This is a genomic window from Micromonospora sp. CNZ322 (assembly GCF_007827755.1).
Genome location: NZ_VITD01000003.1, coordinates 506,135 through 532,985, shown reverse-complemented (window position 1 = coordinate 532,985; position 26,851 = coordinate 506,135). Strand labels below are relative to the sequence as shown.

The window sequence follows — 26,851 nt, the reverse complement described above, 5'->3', positions numbered from 1 at the left end:
GCTAGTTGTCAGACGATCGGGCAGAATCCGGAGCACGCGTTCCCACCAAAGCGTGATCACATCCTCGCTGATCCGTAGATCTGACGAGCGCTTCCGGCCGGGCTGCCACGAGCGGCCGAGCCGGGGCCGATGGAGGCGACGGTGCCTGACGAGCGACCTTCCGCGGAAGGCCCCGCCACATTTCGCGAAGTCTTCGCCCAGCGCGAGTTCCGGGCTGTGTTCGTGGCTGGCGCTCTCTCCTGGGTCGGCGACTATGTCGCGAAGGCCGCCGTAACTCTGCTCGTCTATCAGCAGACCCGGTCCGTCGCGCTCTCCGCGGCTGCCTTCGCGGTCAGCTTCCTGCCCTGGCTGCTCGGCGGTCCCGTGCTCGCCGCACTCGCGGAGCGATACCCGTTCCGACGGGTGATGGTGGCATGCGACATCATCCGCATGGCGCTGATGCTGCTCATCGCCATTCCGGGCCTGCCGTACCAGGCGGTGCTGGTGCTCATTTTCGCCGCCACGCTGGCCAACCCACCGAGCCAGGCGGCGAAGTCCGCGCTGATCCCGCAGTTGCTCACCGGGGACCGACTGGTGCTGGGGCTGTCGCTGAACAGCAGCGTCGGGCAGGCCGCCCAGGTCGTGGGGTACGTCTTCGGCGCCGCTGTCGCCGCGGTCGACCCGGAGGCGGCGCTGCTGTTCAACGCGGTCACGTTCGGTCTCTCGGCGCTGCTGGTTCGCCTCGGTGTGCGTCACCGCCCGGCGGTGATGAACCCGGAGCACCGCAGCCACCTGTTGCAGGAGACCCGGCAGGGGTTCGGCATCGTGTTCCGCACACCGGTGCTGCGGGCCATCGCGGTGCTGGTGTTCAGTTCGATGCTCTTCTCGATCGTTCCCGAGGGTCTGGCCGCAGCCTGGGCCAACGACGAGAGCCGTGGCGCGGTGAGCGCGGGCACCGCACAAGCAGCGATCATGGTGGCAAACCCGGTCGGCTTCATTCTCGGTGGGTTGCTGGTGAGTCGCCTGTTCGGGCCGGCTCGCCGACTGAAGCTGATGCGGCCGCTCGCGGTGATCGCCCCGTTGATGCTCGTACCGGTGCTGCTCGACCCCCCGCCGCTGGTGGTAGCGCTGCTCGCCGCGCTCTGCGGGTTCGCAGTCGCCGGCATGATGCCGATGGCCAACGGGTTGTTCGTCCAGGCGCTGCCCAACGGCTTCCGAGCCCGCGCCTTCGGGGTGATGGCCACCGGCATACAGGTCATCCAGGGCCTCGCGGTGCTGGTCACCGGCATGCTCGCCGAACGGTTCCCCATTCCGGTCGTGGTGGGGGTCTGGAGCGCAGCCGGGGTGGCGCTGATGGCGGTGGCCACGCTGCGTTGGCCAGACCGGCAGACGGTGGACGACGCGATCACCGCCGCCTCGTTGGCCAACGCCGATCCGCGACCCTCCGGGCTCGGCGAGCCGACCAGCGACCGCCCGGTGGAAGGCACGTCCGACCCGCATGCCGGTGATGGCCACCGCCGGCACGCGGTCACCTGACCGTCGAACCGGCCCCCACCCGAGCAGGCCGGGTGCCCCATATTCGGGGTTGTCGACCCGGCGTGATCCGACGCACGCCGTGCGGGTCGGGTCGGCACCGGACGCACCTGGCAGGATGGAACGGTGACTTCCGCAGGTGAATCCGACCGTCCCGGTGCGTCGATGACTCTCTTCGAAGCGGTCGGCGGCGAACCCACCTTCCGCAAGCTGGTCGACGAGTTCTACGCCGGCGTCGCCACCGACCCCCTGCTGCGACCCATGTACCCGGAGGAGGACCTGGGCCCGGCCGCGGACCGGATGACCCTGTTCCTGATGCAGTACTGGGGCGGGCCGAACACGTACTCCGCTCAGCGCGGGCACCCGCGGCTGCGGATGCGCCACGCGCCGTTCCGGATCGGCGCGGCCGAACGGGACGCCTGGCTGCGGAACATGCGCCGCGCCGTGGACCGGCTCGACCTTGAGCCGGAGATCGCCAGCACCCTCTGGGACTACCTGGAGCGGGCCGCGTACTTCATGGTCAACGTCGAGGACGACCCGGCCAACGCCGGCTGACCCACCCCACCCGGAGCGGCGTCAGAGCAGCGCGCCCTCGTCGTGCAGCCAGTCCACGAAGCTGGTGGCGACCGCCGCGCCGCAGTCGAGCATCTCGACCAGGAGCGCGTCGTGGGTGCCGGCACCCAGGGGCACCTGAAGCTCGGCGTAGATCGGTAGCTGACCGCGCTCGGTCGGGTCACCGATGTACGCCTTGCAGAACCGGCGGGTGTGGTTCCACTCGTTGACCACCCGGTACGCCCGGTCGGCCCAGTCCGGCGGGACCGTGGCGTGCGGACGTGCCCGCATGACCAGGATCTCGTCCTCCGGCCCTTCGAGGGTGACCAGCACCGCGTGCCGCTCCCACATCGCCAGCAGGTTGCCGTCGCCGTCGGCCAGGTAACGCACGTCGAGCAGATCGAGCGCGTCACAGACCCGGCGCAGACTCACCGGCTCGACGGTGGCGGGCATCTCGGTCAGCACGGGCCGCTCGTTGGACGGGCAGTCGTCCCCCGGCTGGCGAGGACTGGGCGGCCCGATCCGGACCGCGCTATCGACTGTGATCCCGCTTCGGGTTTCCGGATCGCCGCCGTCGGCGGGACCGGGGCGCCATGACCACCACGGCATCGCTCGCGCACCTCACTCCCCAGCGGATCCAGTCGCCTACGGTGCGTTGGATCCGAGGATGGACGGTACCCGGACAGCCGGGTTGAAGCACCCCCCCAACGACCGCCCCTGACCAGAAGAATGATCCGGGGTCATCCGTTCGGACGAGCGCTCAGGGGTGTCACGGCAAGATCCGTGGCCTTCTGCAACCAAGCCGCTCCGTGCGGTCCCACCAGGCCGACCCAACGACCGGCCACCCGCACCTGAACGGCGTTCCCGCCCTCGTCAGCCGTCGAGCCGTGGGCGGCGCCGAGGAAGCCCATCCGGACCAACCCCTGCACCAGCCGCTGCGGCACCTCGACCGGCGCGGCGGGCGTCCCGTCCGGGGTGATCAGCACCGCCACGTGGTCGAGCAACGCATCACGCAGGGCCCGCTGGCCCACGGCACGGCCGGCCACACCCTGCTCGCTCGCCGTCCGCAGGGTGCCCGCCGCCGCGTCGGCGATCCGTCGCAACTCGGCAACGGGCAGCGCCTCCACCTGGTGGCTCCGCGTCGGCGGCAGCGGCCACCGCCACTGGGCGTCCCGGCGGGTCGGCAGGGTCGTGCCGCCCCGCTCCAGCTCGGCGAGCAGCTCCGCGGCTGCCACAGTGACGTCCTCCGCGACGCCGTCGGCCGGCCCACCGGCAACCGTGCGGACCACCAGGACCTGCCACGGCAGCCGGGCCCACAGGGCGACCCGGCCCGGTGCGCCGGCCGGCCGCAGCCGGACCGGCGCGACCGGATCCAACCGGACCAGCCGGGCCAGGAAGGCGCCCGCGTCCGCCACCCCGGCGACACCGTGGGTAGACGCTGCCGTCCGGCCCGGCTCGGCGGTGCCCGGCCGGGTCACGCCACACCGCCCTGCGGCGCGTACGTGAGCAGGAAGTCCCGTTCCTCGGTGGTGATCCGCCGCGGCACCTGGCGGGTCAGGTCGAACGGCACCAGCACCGAGCGGGCCCGGCTGGCCAGCACCTCACCGTCGTACAGCTCGTAGGCGACGGTGAACCGGGAGGCCCGGATCTCCTCCACCCACAGCTCGATCCGCACTGTGGGTGCCGCCTCCGCGGTGGCCCGGCCGAGCGCGTAGTCGACCGGGCGCAGGTAGTCGACCTCGTGCCGGCGGATCACCACCCCGTCGGCGAACGAGCCGACGCCCCAGGCCCGACCCCCGGCGAACATCAACGCCACCCGCGCCTCCTCGTACAGGGTGAGGAAGCGCGAGTTGTTGACGTGGCCGTACGCGTCCAGGTCGGACCAGCGCAGGGTGCAGTGGTAGACGAAGCGGTCAGACACCTTCTCGGCCGGTCAGTCGCGGGTCAGCTTGCGGTAGGTCACCCGGTGCGGCCGGGCGGCCTCCGCACCGAGGCGGTCGATCTTGTTCTTCTCGTACGCCTCGAAGTTGCCCTCGAACCAGAACCACTTTGACGGGTCCTGGTCGTCGCCCTCCCAGGCCAGGATGTGCGTGGCGACGCGGTCCAGGAACATCCGGTCGTGCGAGATGACCACGGCGCAGCCGGGGAACTCCAGCAGCGCGTTCTCCAGGCTGGACAGCGTCTCCACGTCCAGGTCGTTCGTCGGCTCGTCGAGCAGGATGACGTTGCCGCCGATCTTCAGGGTCAGCGCCAGGTTGAGCCGGTTGCGCTCACCGCCGGAGAGCACCTTCGTGGGCTTCTGCTGGTCCGGGCCCTTGAAACCGAACGCGGCGATGTACGCCCGCGACGGCATCTCGACCTTGCCCACCATCAGGTAGTCCAGCCCGTCGGAGACGACCTCCCAGACGGTCTTGTCGCCGTTGAGGCCCTCACGGTTCTGGTCGACGTACGACAGCGAGACGGTGGGGCCGACCCGGACCTGACCGCCGGTCGGCTCCTCCAGCCCGACGATGGTCTTGAACAGGGTGGTCTTACCGACGCCGTTGGGGCCGATGATGCCGACGATGCCGTTGCGCGGCAGCGAGAACGACAGGTTTTCGATCAGCAGCCGGTCGCCGAAGCCCTTGCTGAGGTCGACCGCCTCGATCACCGTGCTGCCCAGGCGCGGGCCCGGCGGGATCTGGATCTCCTCGAAGTCGAGCTTGCGGGTCTTCTCCGCCTCGTTGGCCATCTCGTCGTACCGGTCCAGGCGGGCCTTGGACTTGGTCTGCCGAGCCTTGGCGTTGGAGCGGACCCACTCCAGCTCCTCGGTGAGGCGCTTCTTCATCTTGGCGTCGCGGCGACCCTCGACGGCCAGCCGGGCGGCCTTCTTCTCCAGGTAGGTGGAGTAGTTGCCCTCGTACCCGATCGCCCGGCCGCGGTCCAGCTCCAGGATCCAGCCGGCCACGTTGTCGAGGAAGTACCGGTCGTGGGTGATCGCCATGACGGTGCCGGCGTACTTCGCCAGGTGCTGCTCCAGCCAGGAGACGCTCTCCGCGTCCAGGTGGTTGGTGGGCTCGTCGAGCAGCAGCAGGTCGGGCGCCTCCAGCAGCAGCTTGCAGAGCGCGACCCGGCGACGCTCACCACCGGAGAGCTGGGTCACGTCGGCGTCCGGCGGCGGGCAGCGCAGCGCGTCCATGGCCAGTTCGAGCTTGGAGTCGACGTCCCAGGCGTCGAGGTGATCAAGCTCCTCCTGGAGCTTGCCCATCTCCTCCATCAGCTCGTCGGAGTAGTCGGTGGCCATCTGCTCGGCGATCTTGTTGAACCGCTCCAGCTTGGCCTTGGTCTCGGCGACCGCCTCCTCGACGTTGCCGAGCACGGTCTTGGCCTCGTTGAGCGGGGGCTCCTGGGCGAGCATGCCGACGGTGTAGCCGGGCATGAGTCGGGCTTCGCCGTTGCTCGGCTTGTCCAGCCCTGCCATGATCTTGAGGAGGCTGGACTTACCGGCGCCGTTCGGACCGAGCACACCGATCTTGGCTCCCGGCAGGAAGCTCAACGTGACGTTGTCGAGCACGACCTTGTCGCCGTGCGCCTTGCGCGCCTTTTCCAGAACGTAGATGTACTGGGCCACGGTGCGGGCTACCTCCGTCGGTTGCTGTCGCTGATCGGCGGCGCGGCGCGGGCTGCGAGGACCGCCCGCCGCCGCCGGCCGGGAGCCGGCCGCGCGCACGCCATCGTCAATCCTGACAGGTACGGCGCGCTTCGCCCACATCACCCCGCCCCAGGAGTACGCAAGCGCGCCGTGTTGCCGCTCGGCAGTCCGCTTTTTATGGTGACTCGATGTCTACCGAGTTCGTCATCGAGCTGCCGGACGAGCTGGCCGACCGGCTAGCCGAGGAACCGGACATCTCGGCCTTTGTGGCGGACTGCGTACGAAAGGACATGGCCGCCGAGCGCATCCTGCGCACACTCCGGCAGGCGGGCTTCGCGCTCTCTCCGGCTCACCTGAAGCGGGCCGGGCGCGTGTTGAACGCGGCGCTGGAGCAGATCACACCCGAACTGGGCGCTCTCGTCGCAGGACCCGGAGCGAGCAGGCCGGATGAACCGGCGGCCACTCCTGGCAGATCGGCATTCGTGTTGGACACTCCGGCGCTGCTGGCCTTCGCCGGTGGCGATGAGGATGTCGCCGCCAGAATCGCGGTGGCCTCTGATCGCCGACTGACGGTGGTCATCCCGGCGGGATGCCTGGCCAGCGCCTACCGACACATTCCTCAGGAGGGGTGGTGGGTGCTGGACCTCCTTGCAGCTCTACGTTCGACGCAGGTCATGGCCCTGACTGCGGACTGCTCGGCTGCGCTGGGCCTATGGCTGAGGAGTGTGCCGGCCGTGGACCTGGCCCAGGCTGCGATGGAGGCGGCTCGGGGGATCACACCGATCATGACGGATCGGCGGGAGTTGCTCGGCGAGGTGCTGCCGAAGGAATGGCCGATCATCGACCTCTGACCCGCGGGCTGTCGACAAGATCACCTCTAGGATTCGGTAGCACCGAGGCGGGTAGGAGACTCCGGCACGGGGCACAAGACGCCGCAGCTACGCTCAGTACGCTCATCGCGGTGGACCCGTCAGTACCCGGAGGTGGCCGATCGTGACCGTCCGTAGCTCCTTTGTCGTAGTGGCGAACCGTCTGCCGGTCGACGAGGTGAGCACACCCGAGGGCCGGCAGTGGCGACGTAGCCCTGGCGGGCTGGTCACCGCGCTGCATCCCGTACTCGCCGAACACAAGGGCACCTGGGTCGGCTGGGCCGGTGGCACCGGCGCCGCCCCCGAGCCGTTCGACCTCGAGGGGATCCGGCTGCACCCGGTCCCGCTCAGCGCCGAGGAGTTGGAGCGCTACTACGAGGGCCAGTCCAACGCGACGATCTGGCCGCTCTACCACGACGCGGTGGAGACGCCGGCCTACAAGCGCCGGTGGCGGGAGGCGTACCGCCTGGTCAACGCCCGGTTCGCGGAGGCCGCAGCCGACGTGGCGGCCGAGGGCGCGACGGTCTGGGTGCAGGACTACCAGCTCCAGTTGGTGCCGGCGATGCTCCGTGAGCTCCGCCCGGACCTGCGGATCGGGTTCTTCCTGCACATCCCGTTCCCGCCGATCGAGCTGTTCATGCAGATGCCGTTCCGTACCGAGATCCTTCGCGGTCTGCTCGGCGCCGACCTGGTCGGTTTCCAGCAGCGGCTGGCCGCGCAGAACTTCGTCCGGCTGGCCCGGCACCTGCTCGGGCTGCGCTACGAGGGGCAGATGATCCAGGTCGACGGTCGGCAGGTGAAGGCGGGCGCCTTCCCCATCTCGATCGACACCCAGGAGATGGAGCGGATGGCCGCCGATCCGGCGATCCAGGCGCGGGCCAAGCAGATCCGCGCCGAGTTGGGCGACCCGAAGACGATAATCCTGGGCGTGGACCGGCTGGATTACACCAAGGGCATCGAGTTGCGACTCAAGGCCTTCCGGGAGCTGCTGGCTGACGGAAAGTTGACAGTTCCCGACGCGGTCATGGTTCAGGTCGCCACACCCAGCCGCGAGCGCGTGGAGCACTACCAGGCACTACGGGTGAAGGTCGAGCGCGAGGTCGGCCGGATCAACGGCGAGTTCGGCAGGGTCGGCGTGCCGGCGGTCCATTACCTCCATCAGTCGTACAGTCGCAGTGAGCTGGCGGCGATGTACGTTGCTGCCGACGTGATGATGGTGACCCCGCTGCGAGACGGAATGAACCTCGTGGCGAAGGAATACGTAGCATCACGTGCCGACCAGGGTGGCGCGCTCGTACTCAGCGAGTTCGCCGGCGCCGCCACCGAGCTTCGCCAGGCATTTTTGTGTAACCCGCACGACCCGGACGCGGTCAAGGACGCCCTCCTCCGGGCAGTGCACGTGGAGAAAACCGAGGCACGCCGCCGGATGCGGACAATGCAACGTCACCTGCGTACCCACGACGTGGGCCACTGGGCCAAGTCTTTCCTCTCGGAGCTCGGAGTTCCCGAGGCGGAGGCCGAGTGAACACGCCCGTCAACGATGGGGCGGCAATCGCCACCGGGGTCATGGACCCTGAGTTGCGTTCCGCCATCGGCCGGATCGCCCGGGTCCCCCAGCTCCTGGTCGCCTGCGACTATGACGGCACGCTGGCGCCGATCGTGGAGGACCCGAGCACAGCCGTTCCGCTGCCCGAGTCGGTGGCCGCGGTCCGCGCGCTCGCCGCGCTGCCGCAGACCACAGTGGCGGTGGTTTCCGGTCGGGCGCTGCGCGACCTGGCCGCGCTCTCGCGGCTGCCCAGCGAGGTGCACCTCGTCGGCAGCCACGGCTCCGAGTTCGACATCGGCTTCGTCGAGCGGCTCTCCCCCGAGCTGGTCGCCGTGCGGACCCAGGTCCGCAACGCGCTGCGTGAGATCGCCGCACAGCACCCGGGTATCCGGCTGGAACGTAAGCCGGCGAGCGTCGCGATGCACACCCGTGGGGTCGACCCGCAGATTGCCGCCGCCGCCATCGAGGCGGTCCGCAACGGTCCGGCCACCTTCGACGGCGTCACGGTGACCCAGGGCAAGGAGGTCATCGAACTCTCCGTGGTGGCCACCCACAAGGGCACCGCACTCGACCAGTTGCGGACCCAGCTGGCCTCCAGCGCGGTGCTGTTCATCGGTGACGACATCACCGACGAGAACGGGTTCGCCCACCTGCACGGTCCCGACCTCGGCATCAAGATCGGCCCTGGCGACACCCAGGCCAGCTACCGGGTGGCCGACCCGCTGGAGGCCGCCCGGGCGCTGGCGCTGCTGCTGGAGACCCGGCGGCACTGGCTGTTCGGTGAGCGGGCGGTGCCGATCGAACGGCACTCCATGCTGGCCAACGGTCGTACCGTCGCTCTGCTCACCCCCGAGGCCAAGGTGAGCTGGCTCTGCCACCCCAAGCCCGATTCGGCGGCGATCTTCGCCGACCTGGTCGGTGGCAGCCCGGCCGGCCACTTCAGCGTCGCCCCGGAACGTGGCGGCATCCCGCTGGGTCAGCGCTACCGCTCCGGCACGATGACAGTGGAGACCCGCTGGTCCGGGCTCACCGTCACCGACTGGCTGGACAAGCCGGCCCGGGAGACCACCCCGGACGACAGCCCGGCGGTCATCACCGGCGACTCGACACTGGTCCGGGTGCTGACCGGCAGTGGCAAGGCCAAGGTGGAGTTCGCGCCGAGGCCGGAGTTCGGCCAGGTGGCCGTCCAGTTGCAGCCGCTCGGCGACGGCCTGCTGGTGCTCGGCTCCAACGAACCGGTCGCGCTCTACGCCCCCGGCGTGGAGTGGGAGGTCGGCAACGACGGAGGGTACGAGACCGCCAAGGCGATCGTCGACCTCTCCGCCGCCGGTGGGCAGGTCGTGCTGGAGCTGCGCTTCGGCACGCACAGCCTGGAGCACCACCGGGTGCCGATCCACGAGCGGCAGGCCGCCGCCGAGCAGCCGTGGAAGGACTGGGTGGCCTCGCTGCGGCTGCCGTCCACCGCCCGGGACCTGGTCGCGCGTAGCGCCCTCACCCTGCGCGGGCTCTGCCACGAGGCCACCGGCTCGATCCTGGCCGCGGCGACCACCTCGCTCCCCGAGGAGCTGGGCGGCGTCCGTAACTGGGACTACCGCTACTGCTGGCTGCGCGACGCCGCGCTGACCGCCCGCGCACTCGTCGACCTGGGCTCCGTCGAGGAGGCCGAGGCGCTGCTGCGCTGGGTCGACGGCTGCATCGAGCGCACCGGCGGGCACCCGGAACGCCTGCACCCGCTCTACACCATCGACGGCTACGAGCTGGGCGCCGAGGCAGTCATTGACACGCTGCCCGGGTACGCCGGCTCCCGGCCGGTCCGGGTCGGCAACCTCGCCAACCACCAGTTGCAGCTGGACGTCTTCGGCCCGATCGCCGACCTGATCGCGGCCGTCGCCGACGCTCGCGGTTCGGTCCGCGACGACGAGTGGCGGGTCCTGGAGAACATGGTCGAGGCGGTCCGCCGCCGCTGGCACGAGCCCGACCACGGCATCTGGGAGGCCCGGCTGCCACCCCGGCACCACGTCTTCTCCAAGGTGATGTGCTGGATGACCGTCGACCGCGCGCTGCACGTGATGCGCGAGCACGGCGGCGAGGACCGGCCCGAGTGGAAGGACCTGCGCGACCGGATCGGCGCCAACGTGCTGGAGCACGGCTGGCACTCCGACGTCGAGGCGTACAGCGTCGCGTACGGGGACGAGGACATGGACGCCTCGTCGCTCTGGATCGGCCTCTCCGGCCTACTCCCGGGTGACGACCCGCGCTTCCTGTCCACCGTCCTGCGGATCGAGGCGGACCTGCGCAGCGGCCCGGTCGTCTACCGCTACCACTGGGACGACGGCCTGCCCGGTCGTGAGGGCGGTTTCCATATCTGCACGGCGTGGCTGATCGAGGCGTACCTGCGCACCGGCCGCCGCACCGACGCCGAGGAGCTGTTCGCGCAGATGGTGCTGACCGCCGGCCCGACCGGGCTGCTCCCCGAGCAGTACGATCCGCTCGCCGAGCGCGGCCTGGGCAACCACCCGCAGGCGTACAGCCACCTCGGTCTGATCCGCTGTGCCCTGCTGCTGGACAACATGCTCAAGCAGTAGTCGACAGCTCGTGTGACGGGGCCGGAGCGCATGCTCCGGCCCCGTTGGTCACTGCGGGTACGGCAGGCTTGGTTGCCACCCGTACAGGTGGGCGTCGAGGTCGGTGGGCACCGTCCAGTGCGCGTACGGCAGCACCGCGCTGCTGCCGGTGTGGATCAGACGCAGTAGTGGGGCGTCGCCGGTGTGGTCGAGCGCGAGCTTCGGTTTACGGGCCGCGCCGACGCCGCCGAGGCCGAACAGGACAACGGAGTCCTGGACCGGAAGCCCCTGTGCCTGTCGGGCGTCACGCCAAGCCCGGTACGCCGCGTCCAGCCGCCAGGGCGCGAGGTCGGCGAGACCGCGGTACAGGTTCGCCACCCAGGTCGGGGTGAGTTCGGCGTCGGAGAGCCGGTACGGCACCCCGGTCAGCAACACGTCGAGCTCCGGATCCGTCTCCACCCCGGCGTTGGTCAGCGCCTCGGACAACGCGCCACGGCGGACGGCCGCGACCGCAGGGGCGGCCTGCTCGACCCGATCGACCTGCCAGCGAAGCCCTGCCGGGGTGTTCGCCGCTCGGCGGTCCCACAGCCAACGGGCGTTGTCCCAGCGGTGCCGCTGGTTGGCCGGGATCAGGTCGTCGATGCCGACGACCAACTCCTCACCCTCGACCCGTGCGGTGAGCCACCGGCCCCGCAGGTGCGACCGCTGCTCGCCGTAGCCGGCCAGTGCGACCACCGCGGACCGCAGGTAGGCGCCGGTGTTCCCGCGCGGGAAGTGCCAGCACAACGAGGACGCATCGAGAGCGTCGAGGTCGGCGGCGGCCTCGTCCGACACCACGCCGACCCGGACCAGTGGCGATGCCGCACTGGCCTGGCGATTGTCGAACTGTCGACGGTCCCGGCGCTGACGCATCTCGGCCCGCTCGACCGACGGGCTGACCGAGTACGCCGCCTTCTTCCCGGCCCACCGCAGCACCTCCGCCCCGGCCGCCTGCGGGTGGCCGAAGAGCCGGAACGCCAGCAGCTCGTGCTCGTCGGACCCGTCGTCCTCGGTCACCTGCAGCTCGTACACCAGGTCGCCGGGCGAGTCCAGGTTGTAGGCGGTGTGCGGGTCACGGCCGAACTCGTTGCCGACGAGCGAGTCGCCCGGCGGTTGGCGATAGCCACGGACCACAGTGACCAGGGCGGCCCAGGAGCCGTCCGCGTCCGCGCACCTCAGCGTCCGGACCGGAGCATCGCGCCATCGCGAGGGAAGGTCCTCGAAGCTGGTGGTCAGGTTGGGACGTCCACATCGCAGCGCGACCGGGGTGAGCAGTTCCGTCCGCCACGTCTCGTGAGGGTCCTTCAGGGTGAGCATGAGCGACATTGTGTCCACAGCGACCGACAACCGCCGCAGCTGGCAATCTTGGACAGTTTCCGTTACGCGCCAACGGAAACTGTCCAAGATCTACCGGGTCAGTGCCCTAAGAAGCCCGGGTCCACCGCCGGACGGGTCGCCGCCGCGTCCGGTCACTTGTCAGCCGTCGAGCGCGCCCACCACATCGCCCACCACGACGACGGCGGGCGGGCGTAGGTCGGCCGCACTCAGGTCGACCGCGACCTCGCCCAGCGTGGACCGCAGGACCCGTTGGGTGCCCGTCGTGGCTTCCTGGACGACGGCGGCCGGCGTCTGGGGCGACCGACCGTGGGCGATCAGGGTGGCCGTGATGGCGGCGAGGTTCTTCAACCCCATCAGGATCACCAGGGTGCCGTGCAGACCGGCGAGGGCGTCCCAGCGCACCAGCGAAGCCGGCGCGTCGGGTGCCAGGTGCCCGGAGACCACAGTGAACTCGTGGGCCACCCCCCGATGGGTGACCGGGATGCCGGCCGCGGCCGGCGCGGCGATGGAGCTGGTCACCCCGGGCACCACTGTCACCGGCACGCCGGCGGCCGCGCAGGCCAGCAGCTCCTCGCCGCCGCGGCCGAAGACGTACGGGTCACCGCCCTTGAGCCGCACCACGAAGGCGCCGGCCAGGGCCCGGTCGACCAGGATCTGGTTGATCTCCTCCTGGGCCCGGGACGGGCCGTAGGGAATCTTCGAGGCGTCCACCAGCTCGACATCCGGGCGCAGCTCGTCGAGGAGCAGCCCGGGCACCAGCCGGTCGGCGACCACCACGTCGGCCTCGGTGAGCAGCCGCCAGCCCTTCACGGTGATCAGCTCCGGGTCCCCCGGCCCCGCCCCGACCAGCGCCACCCGCCCGGCCTGCTGCCCACCGGTCGTCCCGGTGGAAGCGTCGGGCCGGCCAGCGATCCCGTCCGGTGCCAGGCGGACGGCGAGGAGGTCGCGGATCGCGTCGCGAACCGTCATCGCCCGGCGCGGGTCGCCGCCGCCGAGCACCGCCACGGTGACCGGGCCGTGCCGGGTCACCGCCGGGGTCCAGGCGGTGGCGGCCGTCCGGTCGTCGGCCCGGACACAGAAGATCCGCCGCTCGGCGGCGACGGCGCTCACCGAGGCCGCCGCTATCGGGTCGTCGACCGCGACCTGGACCAGCCAGGCGCCGTCCAGGTCCTCGGGCACGAACCGGCGCGGCACCCAGTGCAGCCGGCCCGCGTCGGCCCGGGCACGCAGCGCCGGAGTCAGCTCCGGGGCCACCAGCAGGACGTCCGCACCGGCGTCCAGCAGCGCGGGTACGCGTCGGGTGGCGACCGCGCCGCCACCCACCACGACCACCCGCCGCCCGTGCAGCCGCAAACCCAGGGGGTACGGATTGGAGGTCACGCCGCACCACCGAGGCGGACGGCTCGTTCGCTGCGCGTGCTCACTTTTCGGCCACCCCTGCGGAGTCGAAGGTGGCCACCTCGTGCAGCACCCGGACCGCGCCGGTGACCACGGGCAACGCCAGCAGCGCGCCGGTGCCCTCACCGAGACGCAGCCCCAGGTCGATCAGCGGGTCGAGGCCGAGGTGGCGCAGTGCGACAGTGGCACCGGGCTCGGCCGAGCGGTGGCCGGCGACCATGGCGTCGACCGCCGCCGGGGCGAACGCGGCGGCGGCGAGCGCGGCCGAGACCGCGATCACGCCGTCCAGCAGCACCGGCGTGCGGCGTGCGGCGGCCCCCAGGATCAGCCCGGCCAATGCGGCGTGCTCCAGACCACCGACGGCGGCCAGCACCCCCAGCGGGTCGGCCGGGTCGGGGGTGTGCCGGGCCAGGGCGGCCCGCACGATCGCCACCTTGTGCGCGTACGTCGGGTCGTCGACCCCGGTGCCCCGACCGGTGGTGTCGAGCGGGTCGGCGCCGGTGAACGCGGCGATCAGCACGGCGGCCGGTGTGGTGTTGCCGATGCCCATGTCCCCGGTGAGCAGGATGCCGGCACCGGCGTCGATCAGTTCGTCGGCGATCCGGATGCCGGTCTGCACCGCCGCCAGCGCCTCGTCCCGGGTCAGCGCGGCGGTCACCGTGAGGTCGCGGGTGCCCTGGCGGACGGACGCGACAACCAGCCGGGGCACTGCCGGATCGAGCACGGCCGGATCGAGGGCCGTCGGGTCGAGCACAGCCGGGTCGGTGGGCGGCGGGGTGGCCACGCCGACGTCGACCACTGTGACCGAGGCGCCGGCCTGCCGGGCGAATGCGTTGACCACCGCTCCACCGGCCAGGAAGTTGCCGATCATCTGCGCGGTGACCTCCTGCGGCCAGGGGCTGACCCCCTGGGCGTGCACCCCGTGGTCGCCGGCGAAGATCGCCACCGCGGCCGGCTCGGGCAGCGGTGGTGGGCAGACTCCGGCCAGGCCGGCGAGGCGTACCGAAAGCTCCTCCAGCGCGCCCAGCGATCCCGCCGGCTTGGTCAGCCGGCCCTGCAGCTCCCGGGCGGCGGCCATGGCCGCTTCGTCCGCCGCGCGGATCGCCGCAATCGTGGTCTCCAGCATCATGCCTCCATGGTCTCGCGCAGCACGTCGATGAACGCGTCGGTGGTGTTTCGGTCGCGTACCGCCACCCGCAGCCAGTCCGCGCCGAGGCCGGGGAACGTGTCGCCTCGGCGCACCGCCCAGCCGCGCTCGCGCAGGGCGGCCCGGATCGGTGTCGCGCCCGGTAGGTGCAGCAGGACGAACGCGCTTGCGGGACGGCCGACGACGCGTACACCGGGCAGTTCGGCGAGGCGCGCGACCAGGTGCTCGCGGTCGGCGGCGAGCTCGGCGGCGATCGCGCGTTCGGCCTGGACCGCGACGGCGCTGGCGCAGGCCGACGCGGCCGCCAGCGCGGGCGTGGAGACGGCCCAGAGCGGCTGGACGGCGGCCAGCCGGGACAGCAGCTCCGTGGCGCCGAGCAGGTAGCCGATCCGCAGGCCGGCCAGGCCCCACGTCTTGGTGAGGCTGCGCACCACGAGCAGGCCGGGCAGGTCGCGGCGTTCGGCCAGCGACTCCGGTTCGCCGGGGTGCCCGGGGACGATGGTGGTGTCGGCGAACGCCTCGTCGACAACCAGCACCCGGCCGGGGCGGGCCAGCGCGGCCACCGTCTGGGCGGGGTGCAGCACCGAGGTCGGGTTCGTCGGGTTGCCGATCATCACGAGGTCGGCGTCGGCGGGCACCCGGGACGGGTCGAGCTGGAAGCCGTCGGCGGCGTCGAGCAGCACCCGCTCGACCGGGTGTCCGGCGGCCCTCAGCGCCGCCTCCGGCTCGGTGAACTGCGGGTGCACCACCACGGGGCGGTGCACGCCGCGCAGCGCCTGGGCGATCAACACGAAGCCCTCGGCGGCGCCGGCGGTGAGCAGCACCTCGTTCGGGTGACGGCGGTGTCGGGCGGCGACCGCCGCCCGGGCCGGCGCCGGGTCCGGGTACCGGGCCAGGTCGGTCAGGGTCGCGGCGATCGGGTCGGCCAGCCAGGCGGGAGGACGCGCCCGACGGACGTTGACGGCGAGGTCGATCAGGCCGGCGGTCGCCTCCGCGTCGCCGTGGTGGGCGAGGTCCGGCTCGACCCCGGTGGGTGGGGCGACCGCGCTCGGCTGATCAGACATGTCCGCGATCCTGCCGGGAAGGTGGCCGGTGGGACAGTCGATCTCAGCGTAAGCCGCGTCACCACTCGCCGGTTCAAGAGTTCTTCTCATGTATGAATCGGAAATGTCATAACTTGACCAGGTGAGCAACCGACCCCTTGCTGCCGCTGGTCGTCTCGTCCCTCTCCTCCGCGCCGGACTGATCGCCGGAATCGTGATCGCCGCCGCCGCCTATCCACTGGTCGCCCTCACCGGGCTCGGCGCGAAGGCCACCGCGCACGCCGTGGACCAGAAGACCCGGGTGCTGAAGACCGCCCTGCCCGCCGAGACCTCGTACGTCTACGGCCCGGACGGCAAGACCGTGCTGACCATGTTCTACGAGGAGTACCGGCAGTACACCAAGCTGTCGGACATGTCGCCGAACATCCAGCAGGCGATCGTGGCCGCCGAGGACTCCCGCTTCTACCAGCACCACGGCGTCGACCCGAAGGGTGTGGCCCGGGCCTTCGTCTCCAACGCCCGCTCCGGCGGCTCCCAGGGCGCCTCGACGCTGACCATGCAGTACGTCCGGATGGCCCTGCGGGACAGCGCGACCACGCCCAAGGAGGTCCAGGAAGCGACCCAGCAGACCAGCATTCGCAAGGTCAAGGAGATGCGGATGGCGCTGGACCTGGAGAAGGAGTTGAGCAAGGAACAGATCATGGAGCGCTACCTGAACTCGGCGTACTTCGGGCACCGGGCGTACGGCATCTACGCGGCCAGCGAGATCTTCTTCTCCAAGACCCCGAAGGACCTCACGCCGGTCGAGGCCGCCACCCTCGCCGGACTGGTCAAGTCCCCGTCCGAGTACGACCCGGCCGACTCCGACCAGAAGGAGGCCACCGGGCGGCGCAACTACGTGCTGGACCGGATGAGCCAACTCGGCTACCTCTCCCCCGACTCGGCCGCCGCCGCCAAGTCCGAGCCGATCCGGCTCAGGCTGACCACCCCACCGCACGACTGCGCCGCGGTGGCGGAGAAGTACAACAGCTGGGGCTTCGCCTGCGACTACCTGAAGAACTGGTGGAGCGCGCAGCCCGCGTTCGGGGCGAACCGGCTGGAACGGATGGACAACCTTCGCCGGGGCGGCTACCGCATCGTGCTCAGCCTCGACCCGAAGATCCAGGAGGCTGCGGAGAAGAGCGTGGGCACCAAGGAGGCCACCGGCAGCCCGTTCGCCAACGGCATCGTGGTCTCCGAGCCGGGCACCGGGCGGGTGAAGGCCATGGCGGTGAACCGGACGTACTCGCTGGACCTGGCCGAGAACCCGCAGAGCTCCAACCCCGAGGCCGGGCCGAAGGTGAAAGCCAACTACCCGAACACTGTGGCACCACTGCTCGGCGGCGGTGACCTGGCCGGCTACCAGGCCGGGTCGACGTTCAAGATGTTCCCGATGTTGGCCGCGCTGGACTCGGGGATGACCCTCTCCACCTCGTTCAACGCGCCGTACCGCTACAAGTCGGCAGTGTACGACGGCTGGGCGCCCTCAAACGCCAGCGGCGCCATGACCGGCCAGCAGACCATGTGGTCCGGCTTTGGCAAATCGGTGAACACGTACTTCGTGTGGCTGGAGGAGAAGGTCGGCGCGGACCGGGCGGTCCGGTTGGCCGAACAGCTCGGGCTTCGGTGGCGCACCGACGTCGACCGGGAACAGGCGTCCCCGGCCAAGGCGAAGAAGTGGGGTGCCTTCACCCTGGGCGTCTCCGACGCCACCCCGCTGGAGATGGCGAACGCGTACGCCGCCATCGCGGCCGACGGCCGCTACTGCGAGGCCATCCCCGTGCAAGCGATCATGAACAGGGACGGCACACCCGCCACATACGCCACCCCGGGCGGTCTGCACCGCGAGGTGGCCAAGCCGCGCTGCCGGCAGGTGGTGAGGGCGGACGCCGCGCGGGCGGCCACCGACGCGGCCCGCTGCCCGACCGGAGACACCCCGGCGCGCGGCAGCTGCGGCGGATGGTCCACCGCCGACAGCGTGCGAGGCACCGTCGGACGCCCGGTGGCCGGCAAGACCGGTACGACCGACAGCACCCGATCGGCCTGGTTCGTGGGCTACACCCCGGAGTTGGCCGCGGCGAGCTTCATATCCGACCCGGACAACCCGTTCAACGCGGTCGGTGACGGGCAGTCCCAGATCCCGATCAAGGCGGTTTCGGAGACCCTGCGCGACGGCCTGAAGGGCACCCCGACCCGCCAGTTCACCCCACCGTCGGACGCCATCGTCGGCTGACCGGCGCGAGAGTCAGCGCAGGTCGGCGGGGCTCGGCGCGACTCAGCGCAGGTCGGCGGCGACGAACGACCACAGCTCCAGATCCACCCGGCCGCCGCTGACGAACCCGGCGTTCCGCAGCAGACCCTCGTAGCTGAACCCGGCCTTCTCGGCGACCCGGCGCGAGGCCAGGTTGCCGGGAGCCACCCGCAGTTCGACCCGCTGGAAGCCGTGCTCCAGGATCAGCGCGATGGCCACCGCGTCGACCGCCTCGGCGGCGAAGCCGAACCCCCGCGCGTGCGCCGCCATCGCGTAGGAGATCTCGGTGAGGCGGGCGCCCCAGTCGGTGCGCCGGGTCCACAGCGAGCCCACCACCTGGTCGTCCTCCCGCCGGAGCACCGCGTAGTGGTCGCCCTCCCCGCTGTCGCGCCGCTGCCGGGCCAGATCGGTGCACCAGGCCAACCCGTCGATCGGGCCGGAGTCGTCGGGCAGCGGCAGCCAACGCCGGGTCAGCTTGTCGGCGAAGATCTCCCCGGCCGCCGCCGCGTCGGCCGCCGTGAGCTGACGCACCTCGGTACGCGGGGTGGAGACCGTCAACGCCGGGAAACGGCGCACCGCCACCTGACCGATCACACCGACACCTCGCCCGGCTGCGCGGGTACCACCTCGCTCGTCGGGTCGGCCGCCGCCGCGGCGACCAACCGGGCCGCCGTCGCCGGATGGCTCGCCCAGTGCAGAGCGAGCTGCGAGGCGTGCACGTTGCGCCAGACGAAGCCCTCCGGCGCGCCGCCGTCCCAGCTCCAGGCCGGGCGCTGACCAGCGCGGGGGGTGAGCACCGCACGGTGTGCCTTGTGCCCGACCAGCACCGTGCCGGTGGCGGCGACCACGCTGTCGGTCTGGGCAGTCGCCTCCCGGTAGCCGGCCACCACCCCGTCGCGGCTGACACCGACCGCGTCCAGGACACCGCACATCGGCAACCCGTCCAGTTCCCGGGCCAGCCAGAGCAGCCCGGCGCCCTCGGCGATCACCGGACGCCCGGTCCGCGCCAACTCGGCCACCGCGATGCAGAGCCGCCGGTTGGCCGACAACTGCTCGGCGTACGCCTCGGGCAGCGCGCCGCCGACGACCAGCGCGCGGGTGCCGACCGGCAGCGCCTCGTCGCGCAGCGGGTCGACGACGACGACCTCGGCGCCGGCGGCCCGGAGCAACTCGGTGGTCTCCGGGTGGCTGAAGCTGCCGCCCGGCCCACCGGCCACCGCCACCAGTGGGCGGTTCGCCGGGGGTGTGAACGTGCCGAGGGCCTCCTCGGGAGACCAAGCCGGTGCCGGCAGCGGCGGGGCGGAGCGGGCCAGCCCGAGCAGCCGTTCCAGGTCGACAGTGGCGGCGACGGCCTCGCCCAGCCGGCGGACCGCACGGACGGCGTCGGCCGAGTCGTCGACCACCGGTGCCACCCCGTGCCGCCGCGACGGCAGCACCGCCGGCAGGTCCTGTCGACGCAGCGCGCCGTAGACCGGCACCCCCACGTCGTCCAACGCCTCGCGCAGCATCCCCTCGTGTCGCGACGACGCCACCCGGTTGAGGATCACCCCGCCGAGCCACAACTGCTCGTCGTACGAGCGGAAACCGTGCACCAGGGCCGCCACCGACTGGCCCATCGCGGCCACGTCGACAACGAGCACCACCGGGCTGCGCAGCGCGGCGGCCGCGGCGGCGGTGGACTCCTGCTCGGGACGGCCACCGACCGAGTCGTACAGCCCCATGCTGCCCTGCACCACGGCCAGCCCGGCACCGGCGGCACCGTGCGCCACCAGCGGGGCGAGCCGATCGAGGCCGACCAGTCGGGGGTCGATCACCCGACCCGGCCGACCGGAGGCGAGGCCGAGGTAGGCGGCGTCGACATGGTCCGGCCCGAGCTTGAACCCGGCGACGTCGACCCCTCGCTCGGCCAGGGCGGCGAGCAGCCCGATCGCCAGCGCGTTCTTACCGTGCCCGGAGGACGGCGCGCTGAGCACCAGGCGCGGCACGACGGTCATCATCGACTCCTCGCGAGCGGCGGCGGGTACGCGACGGGACGACCAAGGCCGATCCGTCGGCGTGACGATACCCGCCCGGCTGGAGGCGCGAGCACCGCCAACCGGGGTGGGCGGCCCGGCCCTGGCGGTGCCCCGGGGCGTCGACCCCGGCGCGGTCCGGCCCGGTCCAGGTCAGTGGCGCCGGTCATACGAGTAGCCTCGGTGCCGTGTACCGGTTCCTGCTGAGCCCACGCTGGCTGGGCGCTCTCGCGCTGACCCTGGTCGCGGCCGCCGTCATGGTGTTCCTCGGCAACTGGCAGCTGGACCGCTACCGGGGGCGCACCGAGGTCAACGAGCGGATCGACGCGGGCCAGCGGATGGCTCCCGTGCCGCTCGCCGACGCGCTGCGCGCTCCCGCCGGCGGTGCGGGAACGGCCGGTCCGGCCCCCGCCGAGGACAAGGTCTGGACCCGGGTCACCGTCACCGGCCGGTACGACCCCACGAACACCGTGCTGGTCCGTGGCCGGACGGTGGACAGCCGGGTCGGTTTCGAGGTGCTCACCCCGCTGGTGCTCGCCGACGGCACGGCGCTGCTGGTGGACCGGGGCTGGATCCCGCCGGCGCCCGGTGGGGCGACCGCCCAGCCGTCGGTGCCGGCCGCGCCGACCGGCGACGTGACGGTGGTCGGCCGGGTGCACGAGACCGAGAGCGGCGCCGGCGCGGTGGCCCGACGCGACGGGCTGCTGGAGATCCGGCGGATCGGGGTGTCTCGGCTGGCCGGCGAGCTTCCCTACCCGGTCTACGGTGCGTATCTGCTGCTCGACGAGCAGACCCCGGCAGCCGATCCGGTGTTCAAGGCGGTGCCGGTGGGGCACGCCAACAACTGGCAGAACTTCGGCTACGTCGTGCAGTGGTGGCTGTTCGCGGTTATGGCCCTTTTCGGCTATGGCTGGGTGGCCCGTCGGGAGGCCCGCCGGGCCGCCGGCATCGGCGCCACCTCGGCTCCGCTGGACCGGGCCGCCGAACCGACGCCGACCGCTTCCGCCTGACCTCGCCCGGTCAGCCGCTCACGCGGCCGGCGTGGATGGCACGGACCGCGTCGATGGTGTCCGCCTCCGCGGCGGACTTGTCGTCGCGATAGCGCACCACCCGGGCGAACCGCAGCGCCATCCCACCGGGATAGCGCGAACTCGTCTGCACCCCGTCGAAGGCGATCTCCACCACCTGCTCGGGCCGGACCCGGACCACCCAGTCGCCGCGTTCCACGGCGAGGTCGAGGAACCGCTCGGTCTGCCACCGCAGCAACTCGTCGGTGAGCCCCTTGAACGTCTTGCCGAGCATGACGAAGTCACCTGTGCGCGCGTCACGCGCACCCAGATGCAGGTTGGACAGCCAGCCCTTGCGTCGGCCGCTGCCCCACTCGACGGCGAGCACCACCAGGTCGAGGGTGTGCCGCGGTTTCACCTTGACCCAGGCGGCACCGCGCCGGCCGGCGTCGTAGGGGGCGTCCGGCGCCTTGACCACCACGCCCTCCTGCCCGGCGTCGAGCGCGGCGGCGAACGCGGCGGCGGCCTGCTCCGGGCCGTCGACCTCCATCCGGCCGACCAGCAGCGACGAATCCACCGAACCGGCGAGGGCGGCCCACCGCTCCCGGCCGGGAAGGTCGATCAGATCCTCACCGTCGAGGTGCAGCAGGTCGAAGAAGTACGGGGTGAGCACCGTCGCGCCCGTGCTGGCGGCCGCCGCGAGCACCGCCGGGGCGACCGGTGTGCGCCCGGTGGTGCTGGGGGTGGTGCGTCGGGCGGCCCGGCTCGACGTCTGCTGGAACGGCAGTGGGCGGCCGGTCTCGTCCAGGCCGATCGCCTCGCCGTCGAGGACCAACTCCCGGCCCGGCAGGGCACGGACCGCGGCGACCACCTCGGGCACCCGGGTGGTGATCTCGTCAAGGCTGCGGGTGAACACGGCGATGTCGGCGCCGGAGCGGTGCACCTGGATGCGGATGCCGTCGAGCTTCACGTCGACCACCGCCGGCGTGCCGGTCGCGGCGAGCGCCTCGTCGACCGAGGGGGCGCTCTGCGCGAGCATCGGCGCCAGCGGGCGGCCAACCTGCAGACCGAACCCGGCCAACTCGGCGGCACCTCCGGCCAGCGCGGCCACCGCCACGGCCCGGAGATCACCGGCGAGCAGCAGCGCCCGGCGGACCGCCGCCACCGGCACCTCGGCGGCCCGGGCCACCGCGTCCGCGAGGAGCCCGGCCTGGGCGCCCTGCCGTAGCTCGCCACTGAACAGGCCGGTGAGCAGCCGCTGCTCGTCGGCTGTCGCCGCCGCGTAGAGGGCACCGAGCAGCGCCCGACGCCGAGCCTGCGAGCCCGAGCCGTGCACCGCGGCGATCTGCGCGATGGCCGCGTCCACGGCGGCCACCGTCAACGTCGGCTCGGCGGCCGGCGGTGGCAGATCGCGCAGGCTCGCGTAGCCGACGCCGGTCTGCCGTTGGCGCAGCTCACCGGCGAGATAGCCGGCGCCGGGCTCGACCTCGCCGGGGTCGAGCCGACGCAGCGCGTCAGCGAGCAGCTCCACCTTGGCCCGTCGGCCACTGGTGGCGCCGACGGCGGCCGAGGTGGCTGCCAGATCGAGGAACCGCACGCAGCTCATCCTGCCAGTCACCTCCGACACCGCCCGGGCATTGCCGTGCACGGGCGGTGTCGGCAGGGTGCCGCCCACTCACGCGGGCGACGGTTCAGGCGGAGACGGGTTCCTCGATGCGCAACCCTCGGGCGCGGACCTCGCCGGCGACCCGGGAGAGCACCGAGTCGAGGGCGACCAGTGCGGCGGAGAGCTCACCGAGCTGTTCGTTGAGCGTGTCCTCGGACCACGCGGAGACATCGACATCTCCCAGCGCGCTGACAGCGGCCCCCAACCGGGCCATCACCTCGTTCGTACTCATGTACGAAAGGCTATAACAGCCGACCATCCGACACGCCGTAAACTCCCAGATCAGGCCCAAAGTTGCCGTTCTGACACCTAACCGCCGACCGCCGCCACGTTGCGCAGGAGCAGCGCCTCGGCGAGGCAGACCCGGGCGAACTCCCCCAGGTGCAGACTCTCGTTCGGGCCGTGCGCGCGGGCGTGCGGGTCCTCCACGCCGGTCACCAGGATTGCCGCCTTCGGGAACATCTCCTGGAAGGTGGCGATGAACGGAATCGAGCCGCCGACGCCGATGTCCACCGGGGCGGTGCCGTCCCAGGCGGTCCGGAAGGCCGAACGGGCGGCATCGAACATCGGCCCGGACGCGTCGATCACGCACGGGTCGCCGTCGTGTTCGAAGGTGACCGTCACCTGCGCACCCCACGGCGCGTGCTGCTCCAGGTGCGCGCGCAGCGCCGCGTACGCCCGCTTGGGGTCGTCGCCCGGGGCGAGGCGGACGTTGAGCTTCGCCTTCGCGGCCGGGACCAGGGCGTTCGGCGCCTCGCCGGTGGACGGCGCGTCGACACCGAGGATGGCCAGCGCCGGCTTGGTCCAGAGCCGGTCGGTGATCCGGCCGGTGCCGATGAACTGCACGCCGTCCGCGAGCCCCGCCTCGGCTCGGACCCGGTCCTCCGGGTAGTCGACGGTGGCGCCCTCCCGGCCGACGAGACCGTCCACTGCCACGTCACCGGCGTCGTCGTGCAGCGTCGCCAACAGCCGGACCAGCGCGGTGAGCGCGTCCGGCACGGCGCCGCCGAACATGCCGCTGTGCACCGCGTGGTCCAGCGTCCGCACCTCGACGAAGCAGTTGACGATGCCCCGCAGCGAGGTGGTCAACGCCGGTACGCCGATGTCCCAGTTGCCGGAGTCGGCGATCACGATGACGTCCGAGGTGATCTCGTCGCGGTGCTCGGCCAGGAGTTGCTCCAGCGAGTCGGAGCCGTACTCCTCCTCGCCCTCGATGAAGAGGACCACGCCGACCGGCAGCGCGTCACCGTACGCGCGCAGCGCCGCCACGTGCGCCATGATGCCGGCCTTGTCGTCGGCCGCGCCCCGGGCGTAGAGCCGGCCGTCCCGTTCCACAGGCTCGAACGGGTCGGACTCCCACAGCGACCGGTCGCCGACCGGCTGGACGTCGTGGTGGGCGTAGAGCAGCACGGTTGGCGCGCCGGGCGGGGCGGCCCGACGGCCGATCACCGCCGGCTGGCCGCCGGCTCGCACGATGTCGACGTCCAGGCCACAGCCACGCAGCAGCTCGGCGACCGCCTCGGCGGAGCGTTCCACGTGCGAGTGGTCGAAGCCCTCGAAGGCGATGCCGGGGATGCGGACGAGGCACTCCAGGTCGGCCCGGACGCCGGGCATCTCCCGCTCGACGGCGGCCCGCACCTCGGACTCGGACATGATCGGTGAGGTCATGACCGGCATCGTATGCCGGCCTTACCGGGGCGTGCCGGCGGAGCCCGTACCGTCACCGCTGTCCGCGGGGCCGGCGCCGGCCCGCGCGCCCGGGGCGGCCCGCCCGGCGCGGTGTGCGCGGCCCGCCGCCTCGGTGGCGGCGTCCATCCAGGAACGGGCCCGACCGGCGGTGCCGCCCACCCACTCGCCGACGTCGCTCGCGCCGTCGCCGAGCCGGCGCAGCAACCCGACCAGCGGGTCGGTGGAACGGCTGAACTCCTCCCGGTACGACGCGGCCGCCGCCTTGATCTCCTCCGACACGCTTGTCGAGCTGTCGTCCTCGCGGCGGGGATAGTCCCCGGCCAGCACCTGCCCGTACGCCCCGGAGTCGATCCACTGGCGCAGCGACGCCGCCCGCGCCACCGGCACCGGGTGGGTGCTCCACGCGGTCATCCGGATCTTGTGCAGGCTGTCGCGCAGGTCGCCGCCACCGGAGTACTCGGCGGCCTGCTCCAGGAAGGCGGTGGTGTCGACCTGGGACAGGTCACCACCGCCGGCAAGCTTCATCAGCAGCCGCAGCGCGGCGGCCGGGTCCTGCCCGGCGAGCAGGCCGGCCCGGTCGGCGGAGAGTTCCGCCTTACGCCACCACTCCAGCATCGCCGCGATGATGGCGCGCAGCGCGATCGCGCCGACCGGCAACCAGCTCAGGTTGGCCGCCCACCGGGTGAGGATCATGAGCATGGTCTTGTAGACCGCGTGCCCGCTGCCCACGTGCCCCAACTCATGGCCGAGCAGGCAGCGCAGCTCGTCCTCGTCGAGTTGCTGCACACAGGCGGAGTTCAGCACGATGAACGGCCGCTCCAGCCCGACCGCCTCGGCGCCCAACCAGGGCGACTGGGTCACGTACAGCTCGGGCAGTTCGGCCACGTCGAGCGCCGCCGCGGCCTCGGTGTAGCGCTGCCACACCGCCGGGTACTGCCTGTGGTCGACCCGGATGCCGGAGGCCAGCACGGACAGCCGGAAACCCCGCTCGTTCCACATCCCGAAGAACGCCCGCACCACGTCGTCGAAACCGCGCAGCTCCCGCAGCGCGACCAGGGCACCTCGGTCGGCCGGATGCTCCCAGGCCCGCGAGCTGATGCCGCTGAGGGTGATCCGACGCCGCGCTGGCGCGTCCGCTGCCGTCATGGTGGCTCCCCGTTCGCCGTAGCTCTCCCGCATCGTGCCGCAGTCGGTGGCCCACGTCCATGCCCCGCTCAGCGAAGCCGCACGTAGTACCGGTCCGCGTCGTACGGCAGTGTCGGCGCGCCGTCCACCAACAGGTCGGCGTGGGTCGCGGTCTCGTCGACGGCGAAGTGCGCCCGCTCCCCGTCATGCCAGCGGCGCAGCTCGGGCAGGATCTCCGGCCCGTCCCGGGCGACAGCGCGAGCCAGCCGCAGCGACGTGGGCGCGGTGACGAACACGGCCAGCGTCAGCTCCGGCCGGACGACCGCCCGGGCGGCACTGACCCCCTCGACCACCAGCACCGGAGCCACCGGCACGAGAACCGGCCGGGGCAGAAAACACTGCCGGACCCAGCTGTACCGCCGGTAGGCGCCCGGCTCCCCGTTACGCAGCGGGGCGAGCACCCCCTCGTCGAGCCGGGGCCAGAAGGTGACCTGGTCGTCCCACCCGTCGAGCAGGTCGTCGGTGTGCACCACCGGCGGTCGGCCGCCGAGCGGCCCCGCCAGGGCATCCGCGAGCCGCGCGGCGAACCGGCTCTTACCCGCACCGCTCGGCCCGTCGACAGCGACCAGCCGGGTCCGCCCCAACCGCGCCGGGCCCGCGAGCACCCGACGAGCCAATTCGGCGTACGCCTCGACAACCGCAACGCCCGGTCCGCCAGTTCCGGGGTTCAGCGCAGCCTCCCGTGGTGCATGACCGAAGTATGCCGCCACCGCTGCTGGGCAGAGTGATCGACTCGGGTTCATCGACGTCGCGGTATCCCTGTTGGCCCGTGTCGATCATGCCGGTTGCGGGGTCGGCGTGGGCCGCTCTGACACGTCCGGCTGACCGCCCTGGCCGGTCACCGTCACGTCCGGGGGAATTGGTGCGGCGACGGGTGACGGGCGGCCCGTTCGCCGCCCGGGGTGCCAACGAATCGGCATGATCGGGTGGTGCTCCGAGACGTGATGAGCCCCGGTATAGACGCCCTACTCGAACAGGCCCGCGCCGGGCTGCACCGACTGACTCCGCAGCAGACCGTCGAGGCGGTCCGCGGCGGCGCGTTGCTGGTCGACACCCGTACCGAACTACAACGCCGCGAACAGGGCGACCTGCCGGGCGCTGTCGTCATCGACCGGACCGTACTGGAGTGGCGCCTCGATCCGGCCAGCGCCTGGCGGATCCCGGAGGCCACCGGGTACGACCGGGAGATCATCCTGATGTGCCGACAGGGTTACAGCTCCAGCCTGGCAGCCGCCAGCCTGCAGACCCTCGGCCTGCGCCGGGCCACCGACATGATCGGCGGCGTGGACGCCTGGCTCGCCGCCGGCCTGCCCACCACCGACCGTCCCGCCGACATCCGCCCCTGATATCCCCAGCCTTGCCA

23 protein-coding genes are annotated in these 26,851 nt (G+C 72.0%); 8 read left to right on the top strand and 15 right to left on the bottom strand.

Annotation, left to right across the window (positions count from 1 at the left end):
- Positions 1-129 precede the first annotated feature (129 nt).
- Positions 130-1,515, top strand: a complete 1,386-nt coding sequence (locus FB453_RS11090; protein ID WP_145789608.1) for an MFS transporter — start codon at positions 130-132, stop codon at positions 1,513-1,515.
- A 123-nt stretch (positions 1,516-1,638) separates the two neighbouring features.
- Positions 1,639-2,067, top strand: a complete 429-nt coding sequence (locus FB453_RS11085) for a globin (protein WP_112584129.1) — start codon at positions 1,639-1,641, stop codon at positions 2,065-2,067.
- 21 nt (positions 2,068-2,088) lie between these two features.
- On the opposite strand, the gene FB453_RS11080 is transcribed toward FB453_RS11085, so the two are convergent.
- From FB453_RS11080 to ettA, 4 genes are all read right to left on the bottom strand, one after another.
- On the bottom strand, positions 2,089-2,673 hold the full coding sequence (locus tag FB453_RS11080) for a type III secretion system chaperone family protein (RefSeq protein WP_030333460.1): 585 nt from the start codon (positions 2,671-2,673) through the stop codon (positions 2,089-2,091).
- Between the two features lie 131 nt (positions 2,674-2,804).
- Entirely contained in the window at positions 2,805-3,542 is a 738-nt protein-coding gene (locus FB453_RS11075) for a DUF8185 domain-containing protein (protein WP_145789606.1), read from the bottom strand.
- Complete coding sequence (locus FB453_RS11070) at positions 3,539-3,985, bottom strand: acyl-CoA thioesterase (protein ID WP_112584127.1); 447 nt, start codon at positions 3,983-3,985, stop codon at positions 3,539-3,541. The genes FB453_RS11075 and FB453_RS11070 overlap by 4 nt, the downstream gene beginning before the upstream one ends.
- Positions 3,986-3,997: 12 nt before the next feature.
- Positions 3,998-5,674 (bottom strand): energy-dependent translational throttle protein EttA, encoded by a 1,677-nt coding sequence (gene ettA / locus FB453_RS11065; protein ID WP_112584177.1) that lies wholly within the window; start codon positions 5,672-5,674, stop codon positions 3,998-4,000.
- A 209-nt stretch (positions 5,675-5,883) separates the two neighbouring features.
- Here ettA and FB453_RS11060 point away from each other — a divergent pair, with 209 nt between their 5' ends.
- The 3 genes from FB453_RS11060 to otsB all read left to right on the top strand — a co-directional run bounded on the left by FB453_RS11060 (position 5,884) and on the right by otsB (position 10,695).
- Complete coding sequence (locus FB453_RS11060; protein WP_145789604.1) at positions 5,884-6,546, top strand: hypothetical protein; 663 nt, start codon at positions 5,884-5,886, stop codon at positions 6,544-6,546.
- Positions 6,547-6,688: 142 nt separating this feature from the next.
- Complete coding sequence (locus FB453_RS11055) at positions 6,689-8,089, top strand: alpha,alpha-trehalose-phosphate synthase (UDP-forming) (protein WP_030333449.1); 1,401 nt, start codon at positions 6,689-6,691, stop codon at positions 8,087-8,089.
- Between the two features lie 41 nt (positions 8,090-8,130).
- On the top strand, positions 8,131-10,695 hold the full coding sequence (gene otsB, locus FB453_RS11050; protein ID WP_112584176.1) for a trehalose-phosphatase: 2,565 nt from the start codon (positions 8,131-8,133) through the stop codon (positions 10,693-10,695).
- Between the two features lie 48 nt (positions 10,696-10,743).
- Here the strand turns inward: otsB and FB453_RS11045 are convergent, their stop codons facing one another.
- The 4 genes from FB453_RS11045 to cobC all read right to left on the bottom strand — a co-directional run bounded on the left by FB453_RS11045 (position 10,744) and on the right by cobC (position 15,660).
- The gene (locus tag FB453_RS11045; RefSeq protein WP_145789602.1) at positions 10,744-12,030 is read right to left on the bottom strand and encodes a cupin domain-containing protein; all 1,287 of its coding nucleotides are present in this window, start codon (positions 12,028-12,030) and stop codon (positions 10,744-10,746) included.
- Between the two features lie 159 nt (positions 12,031-12,189).
- Entirely contained in the window at positions 12,190-13,431 is a 1,242-nt protein-coding gene (gene cobA / locus FB453_RS11040; protein WP_145789600.1) for a uroporphyrinogen-III C-methyltransferase, read from the bottom strand.
- Positions 13,432-13,471: 40 nt separating this feature from the next.
- Complete coding sequence (gene cobT / locus FB453_RS11035; protein ID WP_145789598.1) at positions 13,472-14,575, bottom strand: nicotinate-nucleotide--dimethylbenzimidazole phosphoribosyltransferase; 1,104 nt, start codon at positions 14,573-14,575, stop codon at positions 13,472-13,474.
- On the bottom strand, positions 14,575-15,660 hold the full coding sequence (cobC, locus tag FB453_RS11030; RefSeq protein ID WP_145789596.1) for an Rv2231c family histidinol phosphate aminotransferase CobC: 1,086 nt from the start codon (positions 15,658-15,660) through the stop codon (positions 14,575-14,577). Before cobC ends, cobT begins: the two co-directional genes overlap by 1 nt.
- Positions 15,661-15,781: 121 nt before the next feature.
- On the opposite strand from cobC, the gene FB453_RS11025 reads away from it, so the two are divergent.
- Complete coding sequence (locus FB453_RS11025) at positions 15,782-17,911, top strand: transglycosylase domain-containing protein (RefSeq protein WP_145789594.1); 2,130 nt, start codon at positions 15,782-15,784, stop codon at positions 17,909-17,911.
- A gap of 42 nt (positions 17,912-17,953) precedes the next feature.
- Here the strand turns inward: FB453_RS11025 and FB453_RS11020 are convergent, their stop codons facing one another.
- Together FB453_RS11020 and FB453_RS11015 are read right to left on the bottom strand one after the other, a co-directional pair.
- Complete coding sequence (locus FB453_RS11020) at positions 17,954-18,523, bottom strand: GNAT family N-acetyltransferase (RefSeq protein ID WP_091405515.1); 570 nt, start codon at positions 18,521-18,523, stop codon at positions 17,954-17,956.
- On the bottom strand, positions 18,520-19,923 hold the full coding sequence (locus tag FB453_RS11015; protein WP_112601414.1) for a cobyrinic acid a,c-diamide synthase CobB: 1,404 nt from the start codon (positions 19,921-19,923) through the stop codon (positions 18,520-18,522). Before FB453_RS11015 ends, FB453_RS11020 begins: the two co-directional genes overlap by 4 nt.
- Before the next feature lie 206 nt (positions 19,924-20,129).
- On the opposite strand from FB453_RS11015, the gene FB453_RS11010 reads away from it, so the two are divergent.
- Positions 20,130-20,951, top strand: a complete 822-nt coding sequence (locus FB453_RS11010; RefSeq protein WP_112584175.1) for an SURF1 family cytochrome oxidase biogenesis protein — start codon at positions 20,130-20,132, stop codon at positions 20,949-20,951.
- Positions 20,952-20,961: 10 nt separating this feature from the next.
- Here the strand turns inward: FB453_RS11010 and FB453_RS11005 are convergent, their stop codons facing one another.
- The 5 genes from FB453_RS11005 to FB453_RS10985 form a co-directional block, all read right to left on the bottom strand.
- Positions 20,962-22,554: an ATP-dependent DNA ligase gene (locus FB453_RS11005; RefSeq protein WP_486480229.1), complete on the bottom strand. Its 1,593-nt coding sequence runs from the start codon at positions 22,552-22,554 to the stop codon at positions 20,962-20,964.
- A gap of 85 nt (positions 22,555-22,639) precedes the next feature.
- On the bottom strand, positions 22,640-22,846 hold the full coding sequence (locus tag FB453_RS11000; RefSeq protein ID WP_030333429.1) for a hypothetical protein: 207 nt from the start codon (positions 22,844-22,846) through the stop codon (positions 22,640-22,642).
- A gap of 77 nt (positions 22,847-22,923) precedes the next feature.
- A complete protein-coding gene (locus FB453_RS10995) occupies positions 22,924-24,267 on the bottom strand; it encodes a dipeptidase (RefSeq protein ID WP_186718220.1) in 1,344 nt (447 codons plus the stop codon).
- Positions 24,268-24,303: 36 nt separating this feature from the next.
- Positions 24,304-25,449: a M48 family metallopeptidase gene (locus FB453_RS10990; protein ID WP_112601440.1), complete on the bottom strand. Its 1,146-nt coding sequence runs from the start codon at positions 25,447-25,449 to the stop codon at positions 24,304-24,306.
- Positions 25,450-25,517: 68 nt separating this feature from the next.
- Positions 25,518-26,231, bottom strand: coding sequence for a uridine kinase family protein (locus FB453_RS10985; protein ID WP_486480228.1), 714 nt, complete (start codon positions 26,229-26,231; stop codon positions 25,518-25,520).
- Between the two features lie 201 nt (positions 26,232-26,432).
- Here FB453_RS10985 and FB453_RS10980 point away from each other — a divergent pair, with 201 nt between their 5' ends.
- On the top strand, positions 26,433-26,834 hold the full coding sequence (locus FB453_RS10980; RefSeq protein ID WP_145789692.1) for a rhodanese-like domain-containing protein: 402 nt from the start codon (positions 26,433-26,435) through the stop codon (positions 26,832-26,834).
- Positions 26,835-26,851: the final 17 nt, after the last annotated feature.

What these genes read in the sequence shown, in the direction of transcription:
- FB453_RS10985 (WP_486480228.1), bottom strand. Translation starts at nt 26,231, where the DNA reads ATGAACCCGAGTCGATCACTCTGCCCAGCAGCGGTGGCGGCATACTTC.
- FB453_RS11080 (WP_030333460.1), bottom strand. Translation starts at nt 2,673, where the DNA reads ATGCCGTGGTGGTCATGGCGCCCCGGTCCCGCCGACGGCGGCGATCCG.
- FB453_RS11015 (WP_112601414.1), bottom strand. Translation starts at nt 19,923, where the DNA reads ATGACCGTCGTGCCGCGCCTGGTGCTCAGCGCGCCGTCCTCCGGGCAC.
- FB453_RS11045 (WP_145789602.1), bottom strand. Translation starts at nt 12,030, where the DNA reads ATGCTCACCCTGAAGGACCCTCACGAGACGTGGCGGACGGAACTGCTC.
- FB453_RS10980 (WP_145789692.1), top strand. Translation starts at nt 26,433, where the DNA reads ATGAGCCCCGGTATAGACGCCCTACTCGAACAGGCCCGCGCCGGGCTG.
- FB453_RS11060 (WP_145789604.1), top strand. Translation starts at nt 5,884, where the DNA reads ATGTCTACCGAGTTCGTCATCGAGCTGCCGGACGAGCTGGCCGACCGG.
- cobT (WP_145789598.1), bottom strand. Translation starts at nt 14,575, where the DNA reads ATGCTGGAGACCACGATTGCGGCGATCCGCGCGGCGGACGAAGCGGCC.
- FB453_RS10995 (WP_186718220.1), bottom strand. Translation starts at nt 24,267, where the DNA reads ATGTCCGAGTCCGAGGTGCGGGCCGCCGTCGAGCGGGAGATGCCCGGC.
- cobC (WP_145789596.1), bottom strand. Translation starts at nt 15,660, where the DNA reads ATGTCTGATCAGCCGAGCGCGGTCGCCCCACCCACCGGGGTCGAGCCG.
- otsB (WP_112584176.1), top strand. Translation starts at nt 8,131, where the DNA reads ATGGACCCTGAGTTGCGTTCCGCCATCGGCCGGATCGCCCGGGTCCCC.
- FB453_RS11090 (WP_145789608.1), top strand. Translation starts at nt 130, where the DNA reads ATGGAGGCGACGGTGCCTGACGAGCGACCTTCCGCGGAAGGCCCCGCC.
- FB453_RS11000 (WP_030333429.1), bottom strand. Translation starts at nt 22,846, where the DNA reads ATGAGTACGAACGAGGTGATGGCCCGGTTGGGGGCCGCTGTCAGCGCG.
- FB453_RS11005 (WP_486480229.1), bottom strand. Translation starts at nt 22,554, where the DNA reads ATGAGCTGCGTGCGGTTCCTCGATCTGGCAGCCACCTCGGCCGCCGTC.
- FB453_RS10990 (WP_112601440.1), bottom strand. Translation starts at nt 25,449, where the DNA reads ATGACGGCAGCGGACGCGCCAGCGCGGCGTCGGATCACCCTCAGCGGC.